General features: G+C 65.6%; 20 protein-coding genes and 1 tRNA gene. 9 read left to right on the forward strand and 12 right to left on the reverse strand.

Annotated elements, in window-relative coordinates:
- Positions 1-5: 5 nt before the first annotated feature.
- A complete protein-coding gene (gene tadA / locus H556_RS0100970) occupies positions 6-476 on the reverse strand; it encodes a tRNA adenosine(34) deaminase TadA (protein ID WP_024352661.1) in 471 nt (156 codons plus the stop codon).
- 12 nt (positions 477-488) lie between these two features.
- On the opposite strand from tadA, the gene H556_RS0100975 reads away from it, so the two are divergent.
- A complete protein-coding gene (locus tag H556_RS0100975) occupies positions 489-2,030 on the forward strand; it encodes a pseudouridine synthase (protein ID WP_024352662.1) in 1,542 nt (513 codons plus the stop codon).
- 3 nt (positions 2,031-2,033) lie between these two features.
- Positions 2,034-2,609 carry a 16S rRNA (guanine(966)-N(2))-methyltransferase RsmD gene (rsmD, locus tag H556_RS0100980; RefSeq protein WP_024352663.1) on the forward strand — a complete coding sequence of 192 codons (576 nt, stop codon included), beginning with the start codon at positions 2,034-2,036 and terminating at the stop codon, positions 2,607-2,609.
- On the opposite strand, the gene H556_RS0100985 is transcribed toward rsmD, so the two are convergent.
- Entirely contained in the window at positions 2,592-2,867 is a 276-nt protein-coding gene (locus H556_RS0100985; RefSeq protein ID WP_024352664.1) for a YjhX family toxin, read from the reverse strand. The genes rsmD and H556_RS0100985 overlap by 18 nt on opposite strands.
- 190 nt (positions 2,868-3,057) lie before the next feature.
- Here H556_RS0100985 and H556_RS0100990 point away from each other — a divergent pair, with 190 nt between their 5' ends.
- The gene (locus H556_RS0100990; protein WP_051130196.1) at positions 3,058-4,074 is read left to right on the forward strand and encodes a Kelch repeat-containing protein; all 1,017 of its coding nucleotides are present in this window, start codon (positions 3,058-3,060) and stop codon (positions 4,072-4,074) included.
- On the opposite strand, the gene H556_RS0100995 is transcribed toward H556_RS0100990, so the two are convergent.
- On the reverse strand, positions 4,064-4,534 hold the full coding sequence (locus H556_RS0100995; protein WP_024352666.1) for a low molecular weight protein-tyrosine-phosphatase: 471 nt from the start codon (positions 4,532-4,534) through the stop codon (positions 4,064-4,066). The genes H556_RS0100990 and H556_RS0100995 overlap by 11 nt on opposite strands.
- Before the next feature lie 124 nt (positions 4,535-4,658).
- Complete coding sequence (gene mutL, locus H556_RS0101000) at positions 4,659-6,581, reverse strand: DNA mismatch repair endonuclease MutL (protein WP_024352667.1); 1,923 nt, start codon at positions 6,579-6,581, stop codon at positions 4,659-4,661.
- Between the two features lie 215 nt (positions 6,582-6,796).
- On the opposite strand from mutL, the gene H556_RS0101005 reads away from it, so the two are divergent.
- Both H556_RS0101005 and H556_RS0101010 read left to right on the forward strand, forming a co-directional pair.
- Entirely contained in the window at positions 6,797-7,501 is a 705-nt protein-coding gene (locus tag H556_RS0101005; protein WP_024352668.1) for a YceI family protein, read from the forward strand.
- A gap of 74 nt (positions 7,502-7,575) precedes the next feature.
- Entirely contained in the window at positions 7,576-8,880 is a 1,305-nt protein-coding gene (locus H556_RS0101010; protein ID WP_024352669.1) for a YceI family protein, read from the forward strand.
- 13 nt (positions 8,881-8,893) lie between these two features.
- Here H556_RS0101010 and aroC read toward each other — a convergent pair whose 3' ends face one another.
- A complete protein-coding gene (aroC, locus tag H556_RS0101015; protein WP_024352670.1) occupies positions 8,894-9,979 on the reverse strand; it encodes a chorismate synthase in 1,086 nt (361 codons plus the stop codon).
- A gap of 11 nt (positions 9,980-9,990) precedes the next feature.
- On the reverse strand, positions 9,991-10,722 hold the full coding sequence (locus H556_RS0101020) for a molecular chaperone DnaJ (protein ID WP_024352671.1): 732 nt from the start codon (positions 10,720-10,722) through the stop codon (positions 9,991-9,993).
- A 163-nt stretch (positions 10,723-10,885) separates the two neighbouring features.
- Between H556_RS0101020 and pdxH the strand changes: the two genes are divergently transcribed.
- The gene (gene pdxH, locus H556_RS0101025; protein WP_029673107.1) at positions 10,886-11,542 is read left to right on the forward strand and encodes a pyridoxamine 5'-phosphate oxidase; all 657 of its coding nucleotides are present in this window, start codon (positions 10,886-10,888) and stop codon (positions 11,540-11,542) included.
- Positions 11,543-11,552: 10 nt separating this feature from the next.
- On the opposite strand, the gene H556_RS0101030 is transcribed toward pdxH, so the two are convergent.
- Both H556_RS0101030 and udk read right to left on the reverse strand, forming a co-directional pair.
- Complete coding sequence (locus tag H556_RS0101030) at positions 11,553-12,167, reverse strand: TetR/AcrR family transcriptional regulator C-terminal domain-containing protein (RefSeq protein ID WP_024352673.1); 615 nt, start codon at positions 12,165-12,167, stop codon at positions 11,553-11,555.
- A gap of 83 nt (positions 12,168-12,250) precedes the next feature.
- Positions 12,251-12,895: a uridine kinase gene (udk, locus tag H556_RS0101035; RefSeq protein WP_024352674.1), complete on the reverse strand. Its 645-nt coding sequence runs from the start codon at positions 12,893-12,895 to the stop codon at positions 12,251-12,253.
- 172 nt (positions 12,896-13,067) lie between these two features.
- Between udk and H556_RS0101040 the strand changes: the two genes are divergently transcribed.
- Entirely contained in the window at positions 13,068-14,699 is a 1,632-nt protein-coding gene (locus tag H556_RS0101040; protein ID WP_024352675.1) for a long-chain-fatty-acid--CoA ligase, read from the forward strand.
- A gap of 17 nt (positions 14,700-14,716) precedes the next feature.
- The gene (locus H556_RS0101045; protein ID WP_024352676.1) at positions 14,717-15,397 is read left to right on the forward strand and encodes a DUF1499 domain-containing protein; all 681 of its coding nucleotides are present in this window, start codon (positions 14,717-14,719) and stop codon (positions 15,395-15,397) included.
- On the opposite strand, the gene H556_RS0101050 is transcribed toward H556_RS0101045, so the two are convergent.
- Positions 15,394-16,311 (reverse strand): MBL fold metallo-hydrolase, encoded by a 918-nt coding sequence (locus H556_RS0101050; protein ID WP_024352677.1) that lies wholly within the window; start codon positions 16,309-16,311, stop codon positions 15,394-15,396. The two genes, H556_RS0101045 and H556_RS0101050, sit on opposite strands and share 4 nt — an antisense overlap.
- Before the next feature lie 38 nt (positions 16,312-16,349).
- Positions 16,350-16,880: a hypothetical protein gene (locus H556_RS0101055; RefSeq protein WP_155802383.1), complete on the reverse strand. Its 531-nt coding sequence runs from the start codon at positions 16,878-16,880 to the stop codon at positions 16,350-16,352.
- 289 nt (positions 16,881-17,169) lie between these two features.
- Here H556_RS0101055 and H556_RS0101060 point away from each other — a divergent pair, with 289 nt between their 5' ends.
- Entirely contained in the window at positions 17,170-20,355 is a 3,186-nt protein-coding gene (locus tag H556_RS0101060) for a TonB-dependent receptor domain-containing protein (protein ID WP_024352679.1), read from the forward strand.
- A gap of 232 nt (positions 20,356-20,587) precedes the next feature.
- Here the strand turns inward: H556_RS0101060 and H556_RS0101065 are convergent.
- Positions 20,588-20,664: transfer RNA gene (locus tag H556_RS0101065), tRNA-Asp, on the reverse strand.
- A gap of 198 nt (positions 20,665-20,862) precedes the next feature.
- On the reverse strand, positions 20,863-23,040 hold the full coding sequence (locus tag H556_RS0101070) for a S9 family peptidase (protein WP_024352680.1): 2,178 nt from the start codon (positions 23,038-23,040) through the stop codon (positions 20,863-20,865).
- Positions 23,041-23,087 lie beyond the last annotated feature (47 nt).

Raw genomic sequence — 23,087 nt, forward strand, 5'->3', positions numbered from 1 at the left:
GAGCTTCAACGCCCGGTATCGCCTGGCGTTCCTGTCCGGGGTTTCCTCCGTGAACGGAAGAAGCCGCGCAGCATCTCGGCCGCAGGATCGGCCATGACGCCGCCCTCAGTCTGCGGCCGCCAGTGGCAGGTCGGCTGGTCGAAGAAACGCCCGCCGTGGAGCACGGCGCCGCCCTTGGGATCGTCGGCCCCCCAGACCACCCGGCCGATGCGGGCGTGGCTGATGGCGCCCGCGCACATGGCGCACGGCTCCAGCGTGACATAGAGAGTCAGGTCCGTAAGGCGATAATTCTGCAACGTCGCCGCCGCATCGCGCAGGGCGATGATCTCAGCATGGGCGGTCGGATCATGGGCTGTGATGGGCCCGTTTTGCCCGCGCCCAAGCACTTCGCCGGTGTTTTCGTCCACGATAACGGCCCCGACCGGCACCTCGCCGGCCTCAGCCGCCGCTTGCGCCAGATCGAGCGCCATGCTCATGAACCGCTCATCATGGATCGCCATCCCAAAGACAACGACAAGAAGCCCCGCTCCCGTCAAGACGACGGCGCGCGCGGTCCCCGTAATTTCGCCGACAAGGGCCCGCGAAAGCCCTTCGACAAGGACGGCAAGCCGGGCGGCAAGCCTCGCGACCGCGCCGAGGGCCGATCGGTAGGCAAGCCTGCACCCGAAGCCAAGGCGCCCGAGCGTACCGAACGAATCGCCAAGGTCATGGCCCGCGCGGGCATCGCCTCGCGCCGCGAGGTCGAACGGCTGATCGGTCTGGGCAAGGTGGCGGTGAACGGCCGCATCCTGGCCACGCCCGCCGTGCTGGTGAAGCGCGACGACAAGATCACCGTTGACGGCAAGCCGATCGGCGCCGCCCAGGCCACGCGCGTCTGGCGCTATCACAAGCCTGCGGGCCTGATCACCAGCCACAACGACCCGGCGGGCCGCCCCAATGTGTTCGACGCTTTGCCCAGCGGTATGCCGCGTGTGATTTCCGTCGGCCGTCTCGATCTGGCGACCGAAGGACTGCTGCTGCTTACCAACGACGGCGAGCTGAGCCGGGCGCTGGAACTTCCTGACACCGCCCTGGTGCGTCAGTACCGCGCCCGTGCGCGCGGCCGCATCACCCAGGAGCAACTGGACAAGCTGAAGGCCGGCGTGGTTGTCGACGGGATCCGCTATGGTCCGGTCGAAGCCACCATCGATAAGGCCAAGGAAAAGGCCGACGGCGAGAAGTCATCGGCCAATCTGTGGCTCAGCGTCCAGATCACCGAGGGCAAGAACCGGGAGGTCCGCAAGGTGCTGGAAAGCGTCGGCCTGACGGTCAACCGGCTGATCCGCCTGGCCTACGGTCCCTTCCAACTCGGCACCCTGCCGGTCGGCGCGGTCGAAGAAGTCGGGCCCCGCGTGATCCGCGAGATGCTGGCCGAGCATATCCGCCCCGAGAACCTGCCGACTGGCAACACAGTCGAGACGCCCGCGCCGACGCCTGGCCGCCGCACCGGCACGCCGATCGTGCGCGGCAAGTCCGGCTCGGCCATGTCCGACCCGTCGCGCAAGCCCAGCCGCGTGCGCGCCGCTGAAACGGCGGCCGAAGAGGGCGCCGAGTTCGGCAAACCCGCCAAGAAGGACGGCTGGGCCAAGGCCAAGCCGAAGTTCGAGCATTCCAAGAGCTTCAAGCCGCGCGCCCGTCCGGGCGAGGGGGAAGGCGCCGGGAACGACGACCGCCCGCGCCGCCCGTTCAAGCCGCGCGAACCGCGCGCCGACCAGTTCATCGACGACCGTCGCGGTCCGCCTAAGGGCGGCCGCCCGGGCGGCAAGCCCGGCGATAAGCCTTTCGGCCGTCCGAGCAGCGCCGGCGGGCGTTCCGATGCACGTCCCAATGATCGCTTTGGCGAGCGGTCGGGCGACCGGCCCGGCGGGCCTCGCGGCGAGGGCAGGCCGTTCGGGAGTAAGCCGTTCGGAGCCAAGCCCTCTGGCGGCAGACCCTTCGGCGGCAAGCCTTCGGGCGGCGGCGGTCGCGGCGGCCCGCGCGGGCGCGGCTGATCCATGCGCATCGTAGCCGGCAGCCTGAAGGGGCGCGCCATCGTCACGCCCGAGGGGCAGACCACCCGGCCGACATCGGATCGGGCGCGTCAGGCGATCTTCAACATGCTGGAGCACGCCCCGTGGGCCGAGGGGCTGCATGAGGCGCGGGTCATCGACCTGTACGCCGGCTCGGGCGCCCTGGGGTTCGAGGCTCTGTCGCGCGGGGCTGCCTTCTGCCTGTTCGTCGACACGGACGACGGCGCGCGCGGCGCGATCCGCGAGAACATGGACGCCTATGGGCTGTTCGGGCGGTGCCGGGTGCATCGGCGTAGCGCGACCGACCTGGGAGCGCGCCCCGGTTCGGCGGGCGAGGCCTTCAACCTGGCCTTTCTGGACCCGCCCTATGCCAAGGGGCTGGGGGAACAGACGCTGGCCCGTCTGCTGGAGGGCGGCTGGCTGGCGCCGGGCGCGATCGTGGTGTTCGAGCGCGGCTCGGACGAGCCCGACATCGATACGCCTGGCTATGAGCGGTTGGACGCGCGCGACTACGGCGCCGCGCGCGTCCTGTTCCTCAGGGCGTCAGAAGGTTCGGCCTGAAGTCCGGTTGTCGGCCCGGCTGCGCAGGCGGCTGAGGCCCTCGCGGTTGACGACATAGGGGCCGCCGTTGCGGGACTTGATGACGCCCTTGCGCTTCAGGCTGCGCCATTGATCCAGGTTGCAGCCGTCCAGCGCCCAGCCTTCGCGGGTGAAGCAGCACGCGGCCAGGATGCGGCCCTGTTCGTCGCGTTCCAACAGGATGCGACCGCCCTGGGCCAGGGCGTGGAGCGTGCGTTGCTCCGCACGTGACAGGTTCATGGGATTGAGATTTCCAAGGCACGAGAAAACACGCGCCCGGCGCAACGAGGCGCGGGGCGGGCTCAGGAGGCCTCTGGACGATCAGCGTCCGGGCCTATGCCGTGGCTACAATCTCAAACATGGTGCGATCCCATTGGGGGACGGGTCGGACTTCTAGCGCGCGGAGGCGGCGACGGCTAGGCTTGGCCGCATGACCATGCACCGCCGCACCTTCCTCGCCGCAAGCGCCGCCGTCGCCGTTGCGCCCGCCGTAGCCTGTGCCGAAACCGGCTGGACGCCCCGCGCCTCGATGTCGTGGCCGACGCAGGAGATCTATTGCGCAGCGCTGGACGGCGAGATCACGGTCGCCGGCGGCCTGGTGCGCTCGGCCACAGGCGGACTTCACATCAATGATCGAACCGCCGTCTATGACGCGAGGGCCGACCGCTGGAGCGAGGGGCCGCGCCTGCCGCAACCGCGCCATCACCCGATGCTGGCGGGGGCGGCCGGGCGCGTCTGGGCCTTCGGCGGCTACGACCGGCGCGACGGCGGCGAGTGGACCGCCATGACGGATATCTGGGCCATCGACCGAGGCGTCTGGGCTCAGGTCGGTGAGATGCCCGAGCGTCTGTGCGAGACCGTGGGCCTGTCGCTGGACGGCCAGGTGCACCTGATCACCGGCCGCTCGCCCAAGGGCGAAGCGAACGGCCAGTGGAACGTTCAGGGCGACGTGGCGACGCATCTGGTCTTCGACGCCGCCGCCAACCGCTGGGACAAGGCGCGGCCGGCGCCCATGGCCCGCAACAGCGCGGCGGGCGCGGTGCTGGGCGGCAAGCTCTATGTCGCGGGCGGCCGCACGGTGGATGGCGGCGGAACGGGGCGGCTGGACCGCTATGATCCCGCCGAAGACCGCTGGGACACGCTGGCCCCGATTCCGGCCTCGCCCGCGACCGGAAAGCAGGTCGGCGGCGGCCTGGCCATGGCCGAGGCGGGCGGCAGGCTGGTCGCCTTCGGCGGAGAATGGTTCGACCGGCCGGGCGGCGGGGTGTTCGCCGAGACCTGGATTTATGAGCCGACCCGCGACGCCTGGGCGGCCGGTCCGGCGATGCGGACGCCCCGCCACGGCCTGGCGGCGGCCAGCGTGGACGGCATGGTTTACGCCATCGGCGGCGGCGAGGTGGTGTCGGGCGGCAAGGCCAGCGGGTTGGTCGAGGCGCTCAGCCTCTGAGGCGTCGAAGCTCGGCGGCCAGAGCACGGGCGCCGGCCGTGACGTCGGCCCAGGTCAGGTCGAAGCCGTCGTCCTCGCCGAAATAGGGATCGGCCACGGCCTGGCCCTCGCGGCCCTCGACGTGGTCCAGCAGCAGGGAAAGCTCGGCCGTGGCGTCGGCCGGCGCCAGACGGCGCAGGTTCGCCAGATTGTCGTGATCCATCGCCACGACGTGGGTGAAGCGGCGGAAATCGGCCGGCTTCACCTGGCGGCCGCGCAGGGCGGAGATGTCGACGCTGTGCTTGCGCGCGACCGCCTGGGCGCGGCCATCGGGCGGGAAGTCGATGTGCCAGCCGCCGGTGCCGGCGGAATCGGCGATCACATCCAGCTTCAGCCGCCGCGCCTCCTCGCGGAAGGCGGCCTCGGCCAGCGGCGAACGACAGATGTTGCCGAGGCAGACGAAGAGGACGGAAGGGGTCATGGCATTCCTATTCGCTCATCCCGGCGAAGGCCGGGATCCAGAGGCGAACGCCGCGTCAGGCTTTCTAGATCTGCGTCTTACGATCTGGATCCCGGCCTGCGCCGGGATGGGCGGGGTGGTTGGATCATCGACGCCCGAACAGCTTCTCGAGGTCATTGAGCTTCAGTTCGACGTAGGTCGGGCGGCCGTGGTTGCACTGGCCGGAGTGGGGCGTGGCCTCCATCTGGCGCAGCAGGGCGTTCATCTCGGGGGCGCTGAGAACCCGGCCGGCGCGGACGCTGCCGTGGCAGGCCATGGTGCCGCAGACCTCGGCCATGCGCTCCTTCAGCGACAGGGCGGCGCCGTGTTCCGACAGGTCGTCGGCGATGTCGCGGATCAGGCCCTGAACGTCGGTGTCGCCCAGCAGGGCCGGGGTTTCCCGAACCAGCACCGCGCCCGCGCCGAACGCCTCGACCATCAGGCCCATTTCGGCCAGTTCCTCAGCCTTGGCGGCGACGCGCTCGGCCTCGGCGGGATCCAGTTCGACGACCTCGGGCGTCAGCAGGGCCTGGCGGGTGACGACGCCCTCGGCCATCTGGACCTTCATCCGTTCATAGACGAGGCGTTCGTGAGCGGCGTGCTGGTCCACGACGACCAGGCCGTCGCGGGTCTGGGCGACGATGTAGGTGCCGTGCAACTGGGCTCGCGCGGCGCCCAGCGGATAGTCGATCAGATCGACCGGGACAGGCGCGCCGGGCGCGATCTGGCCTGCATGTTCGGCTTGGATTTCGGCCAGGGTGCGGAAGCTGGGGGCGGAGGCTTCCCCGCTCCACGTATGTTCGACGCGTGCGGAGCGTTCATTGAGGCCGGGCAGATTCTGGGCCGCGGCGGCCGGTTGCGACCAGCCCTGCCAGCCGCTCCAGCCCGGCGCGGCGTTGCTGAACGACTGCGGCGCGGCCGGGCTGTAGAGGGCCTCGCCCGTATGCGGCCGGAACCCTGACAAGACGTCGGCGGCGACCGTGGTCGAGGCGCGGTGCCCCGCCGCGTGCAGGGCGTGGCGCAGGGCGCCGACGATCAGGCCGCGTACCAGGCTCGGATCGCGGAAGCGCACCTCGGCCTTGGCCGGGTGAACGTTCACGTCGACATAGAGCGGGTCGATGTCGATGAAGAGGGCCGCCGCCGGGTGCCGGTCGCGCGCCAGGAAGTCGGCGTAGGCGCCGCGCAGGGCGCCTTGCAGCAGGCGGTCGCGCACCGGCCGCCCGTTGACGAACAGGAACTGGTGCGTCGCATTGCCGCGCGAATAGGTCGGCAGGCCCGCATAGCCGGACAGGCGCACGCCGTCGCGCTCCTGATCGATCAGCAGGGCGTTGGCCTCGAAGTCGCGGCCCAGCAGGGCGCCGAGGCGTTTCAGCCGCCCCTCGTCGCCCGGATGTTCGGCGGGCAGGCGCAGGGTCGTCTTGCCGTCCAACGACAGGGTGAAGGCCACCGCCTCGTGCGCCATCGCCTGACGCTTAATCTCTTCGGAGATGGCCATGGCCTCGGCCCGCTCGGACTTCATGAACTTCAGCCGGGCGGGGGTGGCGTAAAACAGGTCGCGCACCTCGACCCGGGCGCCATGCGGGCCAGGGAAGGCGGCGGGCGATAGGGGGCGCTGGGCGCCGCCCTCGACGGAGACGGCCCAGGCCTCGTTCTGGGGTTGACCCGCCTCGGCTTTGGCGCGGGTCGTGATGTTCAGCCGGGCAACCGAGCCGATGGAGGGCAGGGCCTCGCCCCGGAAGCCCAGGGTGAAGATGCGCAGCAGGTCCACGTCGCCTGCGTCGTCCGGCTCAAGCTTCGAGGTGGCGTGGCGCTCGATGGCGACGGGCAGTTCGTCCCGCGGGATGCCCTTGCCGTCGTCGGCGATCAGGATGCGGGTCAGGCCGCCGCCGTCCGCCTGAATCTCAATGCTGCGGGCGCCCGCGTCGATGGCGTTCTCGACCAGTTCCTTGATGGCGCTGGCCGGGCGTTCGACCACTTCGCCGGCGGCGATGCGGTTGACGGTTTCGGGGGGGAGGCGGCGGATGGTCATGTGAGTCGCGAGGATAGGCGCCGTCGCCGCCGGGCGCACCTCAATCCTGCTTTCGTGAGCTGAATGACGATTTTCGTGATGCAGGGACTTGAAGCGCGTTAATGGCAACTTATACTGTTGCAGTCACGACGGCGAGGCCGAGCTGACACACGACCTGTTTGCGGACCTTCTGTCCAGTTATCGTTTCAACCGCCTGATTGAGGTTTTCTCCCCCCATGAAGATCAAAGCCGCCCTGATCGCCGTTTCGGCCGCCGCCCTGCTGGCCGCCTGCAGCCAGCCCGCCGACACTGCCGGCGCCCCGACGACCGACGCCGCCTCGACCGCTCCGGTCGCGCTGAAGGCGACCTCGGGCGTCTATGTGATGGACCCGACCCACGCCTCGCTGCAGTGGTCGCTGCCGCACAACTCGATCTCAAACTACACGGCGCGCTTCAACAAGTTCGACGCCAAGATCACGCTGGACACCGCCAACCTGGCCAACAGCACGGTCGAGGCGACCATCGACCCGACCTCGGTCGACGCCAACTATCAGGGCGACTACGTCGGCACCCACGCCGCCACCGGCTTTAAGAGCTGGAGCGAGGACATCGCCAAGAACAAGAACTTCCTGAACGCCACGGCCTTCCCGCAGATCACCTTCAAATCGACCAAGGTCGAGCTGACCGGCGCGCGCACGGCCAAGGTGACGGGCGACCTGACCTTCCTGGGCGTCACCAAGCCGGTGACCCTGGACGCCGCCTTCATCGGCGACCTGGAAAAGCACCCCTTCGTGCCGGCGCCGGCCATCGGCTTCGCGGCTGAGGGCAAGTTCAAGCGCACCGATTTCGGCATGCCGCTGGGCCCGGTCGGCGACGAGGTGACCATTCGCTTCGACGCCGAGTTCGTTCAGGAAGCCGCTCCGGCCGCACCGGCCGCCTGATAGGCGAACCACGACGAAGGGGCGGGGCCGTTTGGTCCCGCCCTCTTCATGTTCAGACTGACGCGAGAGTTTTCATGACCCGCCGCCCCAGCCGATACAGCGCCGTCGCCATCGCCCTGCACTGGCTGATTGCGGTCGCCATCCTGTCGATGATCCCGATGGGCTGGTGGATGAGCGACGCCATTGCTCAGCCGGACACTCAGGCGCTGGCCTATCGCGTTTTCCAGATTCACAAGTCGATCGGCTTTTTGATTCTGGCGCTGACGGTGCTGCGGATCGTGTGGCGGCTGACGCACCCGGTCCCGGCTCTGCCCGGCGCCATGAAGGGGTGGGAGCAGTTCGCCGCGCGGGCGACGCACGCCGCCTTCTACGCCCTGATGCTGGCCCTGCCGCTGACGGGGTGGATCTATGTCTCGACCGGCTGGGCCGTGGTCACGGACACGCCGCTGGCCGTGGCCACCAGCTGGTTCGGCCTGTTCACCATTCCGCACCTGCCCTTCATCGAGCACGCTTCTGAAACCGCCCGCCGCGCTACGGCGTGGATGGCCATGGGCGCGCACAGCAAGCTGGCCTGGGGCGCCATCGTTCTGGTCGTCCTGCACGTCGGAGCGGCGCTGAAGCACCAGTTCTTCGACCGCGACGGCGTGTTGTCGCACATGATCCCCGTTTTGCCGCATGGCGATGACGCGCACGGCGTCGCGTCTGAGCCGACGCTGGCGGTCCGCTGGGCCGAGCGACTGGCGGGCGTGGCCTTTGTGGTGGTGATCGGCGCCGCCTTCGGTCTGGCGGCCAGGCCTGCGCCGAGGGCGGAAGGGCAGGCGGTCGCCTCCGCGCCCGTCGCGGCGCCTACAGTCGACGCCGCCGTGACGCCGGGCACGACCCCTGCCTGGACCGTGGACAAGGCCTCCTCGACAATCCAGTTCACCGGAACCCACACCGGCAAGGCCTTCACCGGCCGGTTCGAGCAGTGGGACGCGCAAGTCTGGTTCGACCCGGCCGATCTGGCGGGTTCGAAAGCCGTAGTGACGGTCCAGACCGGTTCGGCGAAGACGGGCGACGCGACCCAGGAAGGCAGCCTGCCGGGCGCCGAATGGTTCGACACGTCGACCTATCCGACCGCGCGCTTTGAGGCGACGGCGTTCAAGGCGCTGGGCGGAAACCGCTATGAGGCGACGGGAACCCTGCGGATCAAGACGACGACGGTTCCGGTCGTCCTGCCCTTCACCTTCGACGAGGCGAACGGGACGGCCACGGTCGCTGGCAAGCTGGAGCTGGACCGCACGGCGCTGAACATGGGCATGTTGTCCGATGCGGGCGGCGACTGGGTGTCCAAGGCCATCGGCGTCGAGATCAAGGTGAAGGCGACGCAGGCGGGGTAGGCCTCTTTGACGTTCAGCCTACCTGCGCCCGGTGCCGCAGCATGGCGTCGGCCAGGACGATTGCGGCCATCGCCTCGACCACCGGCACGCCGCGCAAAGCGACGCACGGGTCGTGACGGCCCTTGGTGCGCAGATCGACTTCGGCGCCGTCGCGGTTGATCGACTGGCGCAGGGTCAGGATGGAGGAGGTCGGCTTGAACGCCACCCGCGCGGTAAGGGGCTGGCCCGAAGAAATGCCGCCCAGTACGCCGCCCGCCTTGTTCGACAGGAAAACCGGCCGGCCGTCCGCGCCCAGGCGCATTTCGTCGGCGTTGTCCTCGCCCGACAGCTCGGCTGCGCCGAAACCGGCGCCGATCTCGACGCCCTTGACCGCGTTGATGGACATCAGGCCCGCAGCCAGTTCAGCGTCCAGCTTGCCGTAGAGGGGCGCGCCCCATCCGGCAGGCGCGCCCGTGACCTCCAGCGCCACGACGGCGCCGATGGACGAGCCGGCCTTGCGCACGCCGTCCAGATACTCTTCCCAGGCGGGCACGACCTCGGCCGAGGCAGCGAACAGGGGGTTGTCGTAGACGGCGCCAAAGTCGATGGCGTCGTCGGCGATGCGGTGCGGGCCGAGCTGGACCACGCCCGCGCGGATGCCGATGCTCTCTCCCAGCACCTTGCGGGCGACGGCGCCGGCCGCCACGCGGCTGGCCGTTTCGCGCGCCGAGGACCGGCCGCCGCCGCGATGATCGCGCACGCCGTATTTGCTTTGATAAACGTAGTCGGCGTGGCCGGGGCGGAAGGCGCGGGCGATCTCGCCATAGTCCTTGGACCGCTGATCGGTGTTCTCGATCATCAGGCTGATCGGCGTGCCGGTCGTGACTGGACCGTTTCCGTCATCAAAGACGCCGGACAGGATGCGGACCTGGTCGGCCTCCTGCCTCTGGGTGACGAAGCGGCTGCCGCCCGGCTTTCTCAGGTCCAGCCAGGGCTGAACGTCGGCTTCGGTCAGCGGGATCAGCGGCGGGCAGCCGTCGACGACGCAGCCGATGGCCGGGCCGTGGCTTTCGCCCCAGGTGGTGATGCGGAACAGATGGCCGAAGGTGTTGTGCGACATGACGGCGAGGCTTAAGCCGCCATGCGCTGCGGCGTCCAGACCCGAGTGAAACGAAGCAGCATATCCTCGGCCGCTGAGGGCAGTTCGTCAGACGGAATCAGCTTCACGAACAGGTCGCCTACGGGACGCCGGCCACGCGCGGGCAGGCCCAGGCCCGGCATGCGCAGGCGAACCGGCGCGGTCATGTCCGGCACCAGCCATGCCGGTTGCGGCCCGGCGTGGGTGTCGATCTCGATTCGTCCGCCGTCTCGCATCAGCCGCGAGGCGATCGGCCAGTCCATGAACAGGTCCGCGCCCAGCACCGACAGGCCATCGGCAGGGCGGATCAGGACCGGGATCAGTCCCTTGACGCCTTTCAGGCGAATACGATCCGCCGTTCGTACGCCGGGCGGGACATGCACTAGCAACCGGCGGCCCGACGCCCTGACGCAGACGGTTCCGCCGCTCAGCGCCTGCATGGGGGTCAGCACGATCAGTGGCGGGACGACCTGGCGCGCCGGAGGGGGCGTCTCGGCTCGGCTTTCGACGCGGACAGGCGCGGGCAGGGCGGGGGGTTGCGCCTGCAGCAGGCGGTAGGCGGCGACTGTTCTTCTGAACCGCTCGGCGTCGCCATCGGGATGGTCGGGGTGAACGGCCTTCACAGCGGCGCGAAACGCCGCCGTCAGCCCATCGGCGTCCGCGGGGCCGCGCAGCCGCAACAGCATCCGTGCCTCGGCCATGGAAAGAAACGGCTGCGCGTTCATGGCGACACCGTGCGGGACTATGGTCAAGACGAGGTTAACCGTCTTTCGATGCGCCGGCGCGGAACAGGGTGCGCGGCGACGCTTTGGGCTATTGACACAGGAGCCGTGTCAGCCAGGGATGGCCCGCGCCTTTATGCGGCCTCAGGAAGCCTTGTTAGTGACTATGTCGGTTATCCCGCCCAGCCCATCCGCAGACGATTACGCCGCCCAGTTGGCGGCCAACGCCGATGACACGATCTTTGATCGTGATGAGCCGATCGGCCTGTTCGTCGAATGGCTGGAAGAGGCCAAGCGCAGCGAGCCGAACGACGCCAACGCCATGGCGCTGGCCACTGTCGATGCAGAGGGCATGCCTGACGTCCGCATGGTGTTGTTGAAGGACGTCGATGTGCGGGGCTTCACCTTCTTCTCCAACCAGGAGAGCGCCAAGGGAGAGCAGCTTTGGGCCCATCCGGCGGCCGCCCTGCTGTTTCACTGGAAGAGCCTGCGACGCCAGGTCCGCGTACGCGGCGCGGTCGAGCGCGTCAGCGCCGAGGAGGCCAGCGCCTATTTCGCCAGTCGGGCGCGGGAAAGCCGCATCGGCGCCTGGGCCTCAGACCAGTCTCGCCCTCTCAGCAGCCGCGATGCGCTGGAGGCGAGGGTCGCCGAACAGACGGCGAGGTTCGAAGGCGAGGAGGTGCCGCGTCCGGACCGCTGGACCGGCTGGCGCGTCCTTCCCGAACAGATCGAGTTCTGGCGGGACCGTCCGTTCCGCCTGCATGATCGGCTGCGGTTCGATCGCGTGGCGGAGACCTGGTCGACCAGCCGCCTGTGGCCGTAAAACCGGCCTCTCAGGTCTGATAGCGTGACAGGAAGGTCCGCACTGCGTCGGCGGCGATCTCGGCCGTTGCGCGTTGGGCGCGGACCTGGCCGCCCGTGACCATGGGCACGAAAAAGACGGGATGCTCGATCATTCCCATCAGTTGCCCTGCCGCCCAGGAGGCCTTTTCCAGCTTCAGATCGCCGCTGGCCTCCATCTCGTTCAGCGCGACGATCAGCGGCCCGCCGAAATCGTTCTTCGCCTTGTCGAAAAAGGCGATGGCCAAGGCTTCAAATCGCGACCGTTCCGTGATGACCAGGCGGAAAATGGCCTGGACGAAGGCGTCGCTCATGAAGTCGGCATAGGTTGTGAGGAAGCCCAGCAGACGCTCTTGCGGCGACCCGGTGCAGTTCTGGACCGCTGACATTCTGACCGTGAAGTCGGCCGCCGCCTCTTCTATCACCGCGGCAAAGAGGGCGGCCTTGTTCTCGAACATCGCATAAAGGGTGGCGGTCGAGACGCCGGCCTCTCGTGCGATCGGCTCCATCCGCGTGCCGACATAGCCTTCGGTGATAAAATGCTGCCGCGCCTGCCGGACCAGCGCCGTGCGCCGAGGGTCGTCGATAGCGTTGATAGGGGCCGTCATGGCGTTCACCAGCCTTTCGCCGGAGATTGCCTTTAAGTCGCCGCAATTGCAACGGGATCGTAAAACGTCACGCCGGACCGTCGTTACGCCAGCCAGGCCTCGAGCAGGGGGTGGGCGAGGACGGGCGCGGCCAGCCGCACGACGGCCTGGGGGTCTTCCAGACGCACGGCCGCCGTGGCGTCGGCGACGATGAAGTCAGCGTGGACTCGCGACGGCTCGGTCAGCCGTTCATGGCCGGGCCGGACGGTGCCGAGGTACTGTTGAATGACTGATTCCGCCGTGCGGCCGCGTTCTGTCTGATCACGCAGCAGCCGTCGGATGAAGCGGATGTCTGCAGGCGTATCGACGAACACCTTGATATCGAACAGCGCCGCCAGGGCGGGTGTGCATAGCAGATGCGTGCCTTCGACCACGATCACGTCGGTGGCGCTGACCGGTTCGCCCTGCGCCTCTCGCCCGTGATGGATGAAGGAATAGACGGGCGCCGTTATGGCCTGTCCGCTCTTGAGCGCCGCCAGGTCGGCGATCAGCAGATTGTGATCGCGCGCCGTCACGTCGTCGAAATCATGCGTCGCGGCGTCGAATCCGGGAACGGACGCGGCGTCCAGATAGTAGGAATCTTCCCGCAACAGCGTGGCTATGCCGTCGGGCAGGGAGGAAACAAGGGCTTCGGCCAGGGTGCTCTTGCCCGAGCCCGAACCGCCGGTGATTGCGATCAAGATGGTCATGGGCGCTCTACTTCCTCCGGACGCATTGTAAGGCAAGCCCGGCGTGGGCGGTTTTAAGGCGATCTGTCGCGGGCAGGCTTCCCTTGCGTCACGTTGCCTGTGGCGGTTCACCTGTCTTAGCGTGGCGACAAGCGCTGCTTTCAATCAGGCGCACATACGAGGGAAATGCCGAATGCTGGGTATGATGCAGGACTGGCCGTTGACGGTCGACAAGATCCTGGACCACGCGAAGAACTGGCACGGGGGACGCGAGGTCGTGACCCGCTCGGTCGAAGGGCCGATCGTCCGCACCACCTACGCCGCCATCCATGATCGCGCGCGCCGGGTCTCGAACGCCTTGCTGGCCTGGGGGATCAAGCCGGGAGACCGTGTGGCCACCCTGGCCTGGAACACCGGCAACCACATGGAGACCTGGTACGGGATCATGGGGATCGGCGCCGTCTGCCACACCCTGAACCCCCGCCTGTTTCCCGAGCAACTGGCCTACATCATCAACCACGCCGAAGACCGGGTCATCTTCACCGACCTGACCTTCGTGCCGCTGCTCGAAGCCGTCCTGCCGCACTGTCCGACGGTCGAACGGGTCATCATCATGACCGACGCCGCTCACATGCCTCAGGCCAAGGTGCCGAAAGCCGAGGCCTATGAGACCGTTCAGGAGCAGGTCAGCAGCGACGTGGTCTGGGGCGGCTTTGACGAGCAGACCGCCTGCGGCCTCTGCTACACCTCGGGCACGACCGGCAATCCGAAGGGCGTGCTGTATTCGCACCGTTCGAACTTCATCCATACCCTGCTGGGACTGCAGTCGACGGTCATGGGGGCGACGCCGAACGAGGTCATCCTGCCCATCGTGCCGATGTTTCACGCCAATGCCTGGGGGATAGCCTTCGGCGGGCCGGCGGCCGGATCCAAGCTGGTCATGCCGGGCGCCAAGATGGACGGCGCTTCTGTCTATGAACTGATCGAGACCGAAAGCGTGACTTTCTCGGCCGCCGTGCCGACGGTTTGGCAGGGGCTGTATGGTCATATGGTCGAGAACGGGCTGAAGTTCTCGACCCTGCGCAAGGTTCTGATCGGCGGGTCCGCCTGTCCCGAGGCCCTGATCCGAGGCTTTCAGGACCAGTTCGGCGTCGAGGTGGTTCACGCCTGGGGCATGACCGAGACGTCGCCGATCGGCACCATCGCCAATCTGACGCGCGAGCTGAAGGCCAAGACCTATGACGAGCAGATGGCCTGGCGCCTGAAGCAGGGCACGCCGCCGCTGGGCGTCGAGCTGAAGATCAAGAATTACGGCGGGCAGGAAATGCCCCATGACGGCAAGACATTCGGCCGGGTCATGGTCAAGGGACCGACCATCGCCGGCGCCTATTTCAAGGGCGAGGGCGGGGACATCCTGGACCACGAGGGCTTCTTCGACACGGGCGACATCGCCAGCGTGGACGCCTACGGCTTCATGCAGATCACCGACCGCGCCAAGGATGTGATCAAGTCCGGCGGCGAATGGATCAGCTCTATCGACATCGAAAACATCGCCGTGGGCCACCCGAAGGTCGCCCTGGCCGCCGTCATCGGCGCGGCGCACCCGAAGTGGGACGAGCGGCCCGTGCTGTTAATCAAGCTCAAGGAGGGCGAGGCCGAGGACAAGCAGGAGCATCTGGACTTCCTGCAGGGCAAGATCGCCAAATGGTGGATGCCTGACGATGTCGTCTTCGTGGACGACATTCCGCTGGGCGCCACGGGCAAGATTGATAAGAAGACCCTGAGAGAGCGGATGAAGGACTATCAATTGCCCGCCGCTGGCTGACTGCTAGGGAGGACCCCATGTCGACGCCCCGCCCCAAGGGAAACACGCTCGCCAAGCTGCTTCTTGCAACGACGCTGCTGGCGCCGGGCCTGCTGTTGGTTGCGTCCGCAGGAACCCGAGGCGAGCTGTGGAGCACGGACTTCGGCATGGGTGTCCTGGCGCTCACGGTCGGACGCATTCTGGCCTACCTCGGTCTGGCGGCGGCTCTGGTCGCCTGCCTGCTGGCGTTTCGCGAGCGTCGTCTCATGGGCATCGCCGGCGCCGCCCTGCTGATCGCGGGCGCGACGATCGCAGGCTATGTGCTTCAGGAGCGTCGTTTCACCGACGCGCCGCGCGATGTAACCACGGATGTGAATGAGCCGCCCGCGTTCGCTCGGGGCCTTGCGGCTGAAAGGCGCCTCGCCGGCACAGACGACAGCCATCCTCGGGCCTGTGCGGGACTTGAGCCTGCATCGACGCAGGTTGCGCCTGAAACGGCCGCCTGGGCGCTTGAAAAGGCAGGCTTCACCGTGTTCGGCACGTCGCCGTTCCGGGTTGATGGGCGTAAGCAGAGCGCTTGGTTCGGCGTCACCCACGACGTCACCGTTCGCATCCGCCCTGGCCGGACAGATGTGCGCGTCGCCGGACGAGACAGGCTGAAAATTGGTGATGAAGCCTGCCGCCTCGCCAAGGCGGTGGCGGCTGAACTGACGCCCTAAACGCCCTCGGTCAGTCGCCAGTCGGCGCCAAGCTGGGCTTCAGGCTCGGCATGAACGCGTCCCTCCTTCAGCAGCTTGATCAGGTGGCCCAGCACCGACAGGCTGGCGGCGGGCCAAAGGCGTGCATCCACGGCGGCGTAGAGGATCGGCACCATTTGCGCGATGGTCCGGTCGCCTGCCGCCAGTCGGGCCATGATCTGGGCTTCCCGCTCCAATCGGTGCGCGCGATAGGCCTTCAGGAAGGGCGCGACCTGGGTTATCGCTGGGCCATGTGTGGGCCAGATGGTCGAAAAGCCGCGCGCCAGCACGGCGTCAAGGCTTTGCATATAGGCCGTCATGTCACCGTCAGGCGGCGCCACGACGCTCGTCGACCAACCCATGATATGGTCGCCGCTGAACAGAGCGTTCTCCTCTCTCAGGACGAAGGCCATGTGGTTCGAGGCATGGCCGGGCGTCGCCATCGCCTCAAGGGTCCAGCCGTCGCCCTCGATCCGTTCTGCGCCGGTCAGGACGATATCGGGACGGAAATCCTCGTCGTCATCCTCATCCAGACCGCTGTCCGAGGCGTGAATGGTGCGCGCGGGCGGCTGCATGGCCAGGATCGGCGCGTCGCCGACCGCTTCTGCGAACGGGCGGGCGAGGGGGGCGTGGTCGCGGTGCGTATGAGTGACCAGCACATGACTGACCGTGCGTCCGGCCACCGCGCGCAGCAGGGCGTCCAAGTGAACGTCATCCAGCGGGCCAGGGTCAATGACCGCCACGCCCGCGCCGGGCCTATCCCGGCCGATGATATAGGTCCCCGTGCCTGTGAAGGTGAAAGGCCCGGGGTTGTCCGCAATGACGCGCTGGATCAACGGCGAGACCTGATCGCGCCGTCCATAGGCGAAGTCGAACTGGCGAACGTAAGGGATCATGGCCAGCTTCTCTGCGCGCCGTCAGCCTTAAGTTCAACCTACTGCCGCTTCACCCGTACGGCGCGGCTCTTTCCCGCAGTCAGCAGAAAGCTGCCCAGAGCGGCGCGACGGACGCGCACTTCTGTGCCGTTTCGATTCTGGAAACGAACCGGGGCGGAATCGATTTGTCGCCATTCGCTGCCATCGGCCAACCGGAAGGTCCATTTCCCTTCATGATCCTGGCCCGCGCCCAGCAAGGTCGTTTCCACCGAATCGAGATCGGATTCGCCCTGCTCTCCATCGCTGCCTCTGCTGAAAAGAGCGGGCAGAGCCGGAGCGCTGAAGCCGAATAGCTGACGACGCGCTTCGCGAATCTGCTGGCGCTCCATCACCACCAGTTCGCCCTGGCGTTCAGCCGTATCCAAAGCGTCCGCCGTTCGATCAAAGCAGGCCAAGCGCGCTGCTGCATCCGGCATCGCCCGGCACTCCGACAGCGCACTCAGCATGGCGGAGCGTTCAGTGGTGTGAACTTGCGCCACGGCGTCGCTGCTGAGGCCGAACGCGCTGATTGTGGCGGCGCAAAGGGTCAATATTAGTCGCATTTTAGCCCCATTCGAAATTTCAGTTTTGACAAGGAAATGTCCGTTATGCCCGAAGCGCGTTCAAATTCATGCTCGTCATAGCGTGGCGAAATTACGACATATGAGAGGCGCAATCGTAACTGTCATGTAATTTGCGTGGCCTATATTCGATCAGCATGCCTAACCTGCTGTCTGGATATCGGCGGAACGTCCAGTCAGGATGCCGTCCGAGGTTATCCGTGGTCGACGGGTGGAGGGGGACTTCACCGGAGTCGATCACCACTTAGGAGGATGAACCTTGAAGCTTCAGATCAAACGCGAGCGTCTGTTGGCGTCGACGATGATCGCGGGTCTCGCCTTGGCCGGCTTCGCCGCGCCGGCGATGGCTCAGACCACGGCGGCTGCTCAGGCCGATCAACCCAGCCAAGTCAGCGACATCGTGGTCACGGGGTCGCGCCTGCGTCAACCAAACCTCACCACCACCAGCCCGGTGACGCAGGTGACGGGCGAGGATATCGACGTTCAAGGCGTGACGCGCGTCGAGGACCTGGTGTCGCAACTACCGCAGGCCTTCGCCGCGCAGAACTCGACCGTCGCTAACGGCGCCTCGGGCACGGCGACCGTCTCGCTACGGAACCTGGGCTCGTCGCGCACCCTGGTGCTGATCGACGGCAAGCGCATGGGCTATGGCTCGCCTCAGGACGATGCCGCCGACTTGAACCAGATTCCTGGTCAGATGGTCGAGCGAGTTGAAGTTCTGACCGGCGGGGCTTCAGCCGTCTATGGCTCGGACGCCGTCGCTGGCGTGGTGAACTTCATCATGCGCCGTAATTTCGAAGGTATCGAAATCGACGCGCAGTACGGTTTCAATCAGCATAATAATAATTATGACGGCGTAGGTAACGTTCGAGACGTTTTAGCCGATAGAGCTGCTGGAAATCCGTCACAATACATGATGCCAGACGATAACGTCTATACAGGCTTCAGCCGCGAGATAAATATCTTGATGGGCGTCAATGCCCCTGATGATCGCGGCAACATCACGCTGTATGCGGGCTACCGGAAGAACAATAAGGTTCTTGGGCGGGATTACGATTATTCGGCCTGCTCCCTTGGCGCCCCCGCAGCAGGTACGCCAGACTCTTTCCAGTGCGCGGGTTCAGGCACGTCTTATCCAGGTTTGTTCTCCGATTTTGGGAGCAATGAGTTCAAGATTGGCGGCGTTGATGTAAACCCGATGCCTAGCTTCGACTTGACGCTTGGTAACGGTGGATTCCGAGACTACTCGGGTGCGGATGCCTATAACTTCGGGCCGTTGAACTATTTTCAGCGACCAGATGAGCGCTACACCTTGGGTGCGTTCGGACATTATGACGTTACTGACAAGATTGAAGTTTATACGCAATTGATGTTCAGCGACTATTCTACAGTCGCCCAGATTGCGCCGTCCGGGAATTTCTTTGGCGAATTTAAAGGTGGATTCCGCACTACGGATGGATCTTCATATGTGAACTGCGATAATCCGCTTCTGAATGCTGTCCAGGCGGCGGCTATCGGTTGTGGTGCGGCGGCTCAAGCCGCCTACGATACCTTCGTCTGGATCAATCCGGCGACTGATCTGCCCGAGTTGTCGGACGCAACAAACCCTGATGCTTTCCGTCTGCTCGACGATCCGAACTATGTGCCGATGTTTATCGGTCGTCGTAACGTTGAGGGCGGCGGGCGCCAGTCTGATATTCGCTATCAAGCCTATCGAGGTGTGGTGGGCGCTCGCGGTGATCTCAATGATGCGTGGAGTTACGATGTTGCAATTCAGTATTCTCGCTCGCAGTTTACCAACATCTATCGCAACGAGTTCTCAAATACGCGCCTAGCACGGGCTCTGGATGTTGTAGCAGATCCGGTTACCGGTAATCCGGTGTGTTCGTCTGTGTTGGCCGGCATCGATGCCGAGTGCGTCCCGTATAACATCTTCCAAGAAGGTGGCGTGACCCAAGAGGCGTTGAACTATCTGCAGGTCCCCTTGGTTGCGACGGGGTGGACCACCCAGCAGGTTGTGACGGGTTCTATGACGGCGGATCTCGGTGCTTACGGTTTGAAGACGCCGTGGGCCTCGCGAGGCGTCCAGGCGGCGTTTGGTGCTGAGTATCGCCGTGACGCCCTGGATCTGACCCCTGACGTTTCGTTCACGTCGGGTGATGGGGCTGGCCAAGGCGGCCCGACCTTGGGTCTAAACGGCGCCAATCAGGTGTATGACGTCTTTGTCGAAGCCCAGGTGCCGATCGCGGAAGGGATGGCTTTTGCTGATCAGTTGTCGGTCGACTTGGCGTATCGTCACTCAGAGTATGAGCTAGGCGGCGGTACTGATTCCTGGAAGTTCGGCGCGGATTGGGCGCCGGTTTCGTCGGTCCGCTTCCGTGCCAGCATGCAGCGTGCTGTTCGGGCGCCAAATGTCATTGAGTTGTTCACCGCGCAGGGCTTCAACCTGTTCGATATGGACAACGACCCTTGTGATGACCTGAATGACGATGCAGGCGGCGTTAATGGAAGTATTCCCGCATCTTGTATCGGTAACAATCCTTGGCAGGTCTCAGACTCTCAGTCGCAAAGTGGTGCGTTGAGCAGCCCTGCGGGTCAGTATAATGTTCTTCAAGGTGGGTCGGCTGATCTGAATCCGGAGGAGTCGGATACTCTGACCCTAGGCGTTGTTTTTACGCCTGTATTCCTGCCAGGGTTCAATCTGACTGTTGATTATTTCAACATTAAGGTCGATAACCTGATCTCCTCTATCGGCGAGCAAAACTCGCTTGATGCGTGCTATACGGCTGGTCTACAGGCCGCTTGCGATAACATTCAAAGAAACGCAAATGGTCAGTTGTGGATCGGGTCGGGTAATGTGCGCGACCTCAATACCAACATTGGCGGCTTGAAGACGTCTGGCGTCGATATCGCAGCCAACTATAATGTCGATCTGGCCGACTTCGGTTGGGAGCGGGCAGGTACGCTTGGCTTCTCCATGGTCGGCACCTGGATCGAGAAGCTCGAAACCGATACTGGCTTAGGCTTCGACAACTCGGTGTATGATTGTGCGGGCTTCTACGCCAACCAGTGCGGCGTGCCGAACCCGGAATGGCGCCATCGTATGCGCGTTGACTGGGGAACTCCGATCGATGGCCTGAATATCAACGGCACCTGGCGTTATTATGGCCCGGCTGAAATTGCTGTTCTGGGTGCAGACGGGAGCTTGAACAACGCTGCTGCAGGCCGCCTGGATCGAGAACTGGATGCTCAGAACTATTTCGATCTGGCTGGAACCTGGCAGATGCGGGATAATATCTCGGTGCGCATGGGCGTGAATAACGTCTTTGACTCCGATCCGCCGCTGTCTTACTCGGTTGGCACGACGGGTAACAACAACACTTATCCGCAACTCTACAACGCCATGGGCCGTTACTTCTTCTTCGGCGTTACGGCTAACTTCTAAGTCTCCACGGAGATTTGAAGCGAGGCGGCGAGCTTTCGGGCTCGCCGCCTTTTTTCTTTGAGCGTTGAAAACCGGGAAGAGCCTAGGAACTGGCGCTCATGGACGAGGAACAGGGAGAATGCCGCACACGAAATCGCCAAGCGGCCGTTATGCGCGCCTCCGGTGTACCGTTTCGATTTTCAGGAGAAGAGGGAAGGGCGGTGCGCCACTCCCTCAAAGCCTTTGAGAGGAGTGGCGCGAGTGACGGGGCTCGAACCCGCGACCTCCGGCGTGACAGGCCGGCACTCTAACCAACTGAGCTACACCCGCGTTGCTCTCCCCGCGAGGAGGAGAGGAAGGAGCGGATACGGGGCGTCATCGCTTCGGTCAAGCGCATTGTCGCGCTTTTTGATAAAAATCTGCGAATTCAGTTGTTAGCGACGTTTTTCCGAGGCTCGCTGCTTTGGTGGAGGCGGGGGCGTCGCGCGCGCCGACGTCCCCCGCATTGATGCAGCGCGCCTGCCTGGCTCAGGCCTTCTCCCAGCCCTTTTCGACAGCCCAGACGGCGAAGGCGTAATCGTGGGCGATGTCCTTCAGGTAGTCGAACCGGCCTGACGAGGCGAAGTGGCCCGCTTCCATGTTGATCTTCAGCAGCACCGGCTTGCCGGAAGTCGAGGCGGGACGCAGTTTCGCCACCCACTTCTCAGGCTCCCAATAGGTCACGCGCGGATCGGACAGGCCGCCCGTCGCCAGCAGGGCGGGGTAGGGCTTGGCATCGATCTGGTCGTAGGGGCTGTAGGACAGGATGTAGTCATAGGCCGCTGCGTCCTCCAGCGGGTTGCCCCATTCAGGCCATTCCGGCGGCGTCAGAGGCAGGCTGGTGTCGCTCATGGTGTTGATGACGTCGACGAAGGGCACGCCGCCGATCACGCCGGCCCAGAGTTCGGGCCGCATATTAGTGATGGCGCCCATCAGCAGCCCCCCCGCAGAGCGGCCCTCGGCGACGATGTTTCCGGCCCTGGTGTAGTTCTGCGCGATCAGGTGCTCGGCGGCGGCGATGAAGTCGGTGAAGGTGTTCTTCTTGGTGAAGCGGCGCGCTGTCAGGAACCAGTTCCAGCCCTTGTCCGAGCCGCCGCGAATATGGGCGATGGCGTAGATGAAGCCGCGATCCACTAGCGACAGACGGTTGGTCGAGAAGCTCGCCGCCATCGGAATGCCGTAGGAGCCGTACCCGTAGAGCAGCAGCGGCGCCGACCCGTCGACCGGAGTGTCCTTGCGACGCAGCACCGTCACCGGCACCAGTTCGCCGTCCGAGGCCGGGGCGTTCAGCCGTTCGACCACATAGTCGGCCGGGTTGTGGCCCGAGGGGATTTCCTGAACCTTGCGCAGGGTGCGCTCGCGCGTCTTCAGATCGTAGTCATAGGTCGAGGTCGGCGTCGACGGTGAGTTGTAGCCATAGCGCATGACCGTGGTGTCGAACTCCGAGGCCCCGCCCAGCGACAGGGCGTAGGCGGGCTCGTCCACGGCGATCTCATGTTCGGCGCTGCTGCGGTCGCGGATGACGATCTTCGTATTGGCGTCGGCGCGTTCCTGGCGGGCCAGATAGTCCTTCACCAGGGCCACGCCCTCGATGAAGCGGCCGGGCGTGTGCGGGATCAGATCCTTCCAGTTGGCTTTTCCGGGCGAGGCGGTCGGGGCCTCCATGACCTTGAAGTCGATGGCGTCGTCGGCGTTGGTGCGGATGACCCAGCGGTCGCTCCAGTGGTCCAGGTCATACAGGCGGCCGACGTGGCGCGGCTCGGCCACCACAGGCGTCGCCGTGGGGTTGGCGGCCGGGATGATGCGGCTTTCCGAGGTCTCCTGGTTGCCGATGGTGATGACGATAAAGGCGTCGTCGGCGGTGCGGCCGATGCCCTGGAACATGCCCTCGTCGGTTTCCTCGTTGACCAGGGCGGTCTCGCCGCCGCGCGCCGGGCGCCGGAAGATCTTGTCCGGGCGACCGTTATCGTCGCGGTTGGTCCAGAAGATCCACTGGCTGTCGGGCGAGAAGGTGAAGTTGGCGCTGGCCGATTCGATCGGGTCGGGCAGCACTTCGCCGGTGGCCAGATCCTTCACATAGATCTTGTAGACTTCGGACCCCTGCGCGTCCTCGGCATAGCCGAACAAAGCGTGGTCGGGGCTGTGCTCGGTCGCCGAGACTTCGGAATAGGCCTTGCCCTCGGCCAGCTTGTTGCAGTCGAGCAGGATGATCTCGCCATCCTTCTGGCCGCGCGGGCGGCGGCAATAAAGAGGGTGCTGGTCGCCGGTGTTGTAGCGGACATAGTACTCCCAGGCGCCGTCGGCGGCGGGGACGGAACTGTCGTCCTCCTTGATGCGGCCCTTCATCTCTTCGAACATCGTGGCCTGCAGCGGCAGGGTCGAGGCCATCATGGCTTCGCGATAAGCGTTCTCGGCGGTCAGGTGCTCCTTGACGTCGGCCTTGATCAGCGACGGGTCGCGCAGCACGGCCTGCCAGTTGTCGTCCTTCATCCACTGATAGTCATCGACGCGGACGCGGCCCAGCTGCTCGATGCGGACAGGGACCTTCTTGGCGACGGGCGGCGTGGGTTTGGACATCGAGGCTCCGGTACTCTGGCGGGCAAGGGCGGGGGAGGCGGCGACCAAGCCGACGGCGGCGGTCGAGGCGATCAGTTCACGGCGGTTCATGGCGTGGGCTTCCCCCTGAATATGATTTGAGCCGGACCTTGTGCCCG

This window comes from Brevundimonas naejangsanensis DSM 23858 (assembly GCF_000421705.1).
GTDB lineage: Bacteria > Pseudomonadota > Alphaproteobacteria > Caulobacterales > Caulobacteraceae > Brevundimonas > Brevundimonas naejangsanensis.

What these genes read in the sequence shown, in the direction of transcription:
- tadA (WP_024352661.1), bottom strand. Translation starts at nt 476, where the DNA reads ATGAGCATGGCGCTCGATCTGGCGCAAGCGGCGGCTGAGGCCGGCGAG.
- H556_RS0100975 (WP_024352662.1), top strand. Translation starts at nt 489, where the DNA reads ATGGATCGCCATCCCAAAGACAACGACAAGAAGCCCCGCTCCCGTCAA.
- rsmD (WP_024352663.1), top strand. Translation starts at nt 2,034, where the DNA reads ATGCGCATCGTAGCCGGCAGCCTGAAGGGGCGCGCCATCGTCACGCCC.
- H556_RS0100985 (WP_024352664.1), bottom strand. Translation starts at nt 2,867, where the DNA reads ATGAACCTGTCACGTGCGGAGCAACGCACGCTCCACGCCCTGGCCCAG.
- H556_RS0100990 (WP_051130196.1), top strand. Translation starts at nt 3,058, where the DNA reads ATGACCATGCACCGCCGCACCTTCCTCGCCGCAAGCGCCGCCGTCGCC.
- H556_RS0100995 (WP_024352666.1), bottom strand. Translation starts at nt 4,534, where the DNA reads ATGACCCCTTCCGTCCTCTTCGTCTGCCTCGGCAACATCTGTCGTTCG.
- mutL (WP_024352667.1), bottom strand. Translation starts at nt 6,581, where the DNA reads ATGACCATCCGCCGCCTCCCCCCCGAAACCGTCAACCGCATCGCCGCC.
- H556_RS0101005 (WP_024352668.1), top strand. Translation starts at nt 6,797, where the DNA reads ATGAAGATCAAAGCCGCCCTGATCGCCGTTTCGGCCGCCGCCCTGCTG.
- H556_RS0101010 (WP_024352669.1), top strand. Translation starts at nt 7,576, where the DNA reads ATGACCCGCCGCCCCAGCCGATACAGCGCCGTCGCCATCGCCCTGCAC.
- aroC (WP_024352670.1), bottom strand. Translation starts at nt 9,979, where the DNA reads ATGTCGCACAACACCTTCGGCCATCTGTTCCGCATCACCACCTGGGGC.
- H556_RS0101020 (WP_024352671.1), bottom strand. Translation starts at nt 10,722, where the DNA reads ATGAACGCGCAGCCGTTTCTTTCCATGGCCGAGGCACGGATGCTGTTG.
- pdxH (WP_029673107.1), top strand. Translation starts at nt 10,886, where the DNA reads ATGTCGGTTATCCCGCCCAGCCCATCCGCAGACGATTACGCCGCCCAG.
- H556_RS0101030 (WP_024352673.1), bottom strand. Translation starts at nt 12,167, where the DNA reads ATGACGGCCCCTATCAACGCTATCGACGACCCTCGGCGCACGGCGCTG.
- udk (WP_024352674.1), bottom strand. Translation starts at nt 12,895, where the DNA reads ATGACCATCTTGATCGCAATCACCGGCGGTTCGGGCTCGGGCAAGAGC.
- H556_RS0101040 (WP_024352675.1), top strand. Translation starts at nt 13,068, where the DNA reads ATGCTGGGTATGATGCAGGACTGGCCGTTGACGGTCGACAAGATCCTG.
- H556_RS0101045 (WP_024352676.1), top strand. Translation starts at nt 14,717, where the DNA reads ATGTCGACGCCCCGCCCCAAGGGAAACACGCTCGCCAAGCTGCTTCTT.
- H556_RS0101050 (WP_024352677.1), bottom strand. Translation starts at nt 16,311, where the DNA reads ATGATCCCTTACGTTCGCCAGTTCGACTTCGCCTATGGACGGCGCGAT.
- H556_RS0101070 (WP_024352680.1), bottom strand. Translation starts at nt 23,040, where the DNA reads ATGAACCGCCGTGAACTGATCGCCTCGACCGCCGCCGTCGGCTTGGTC.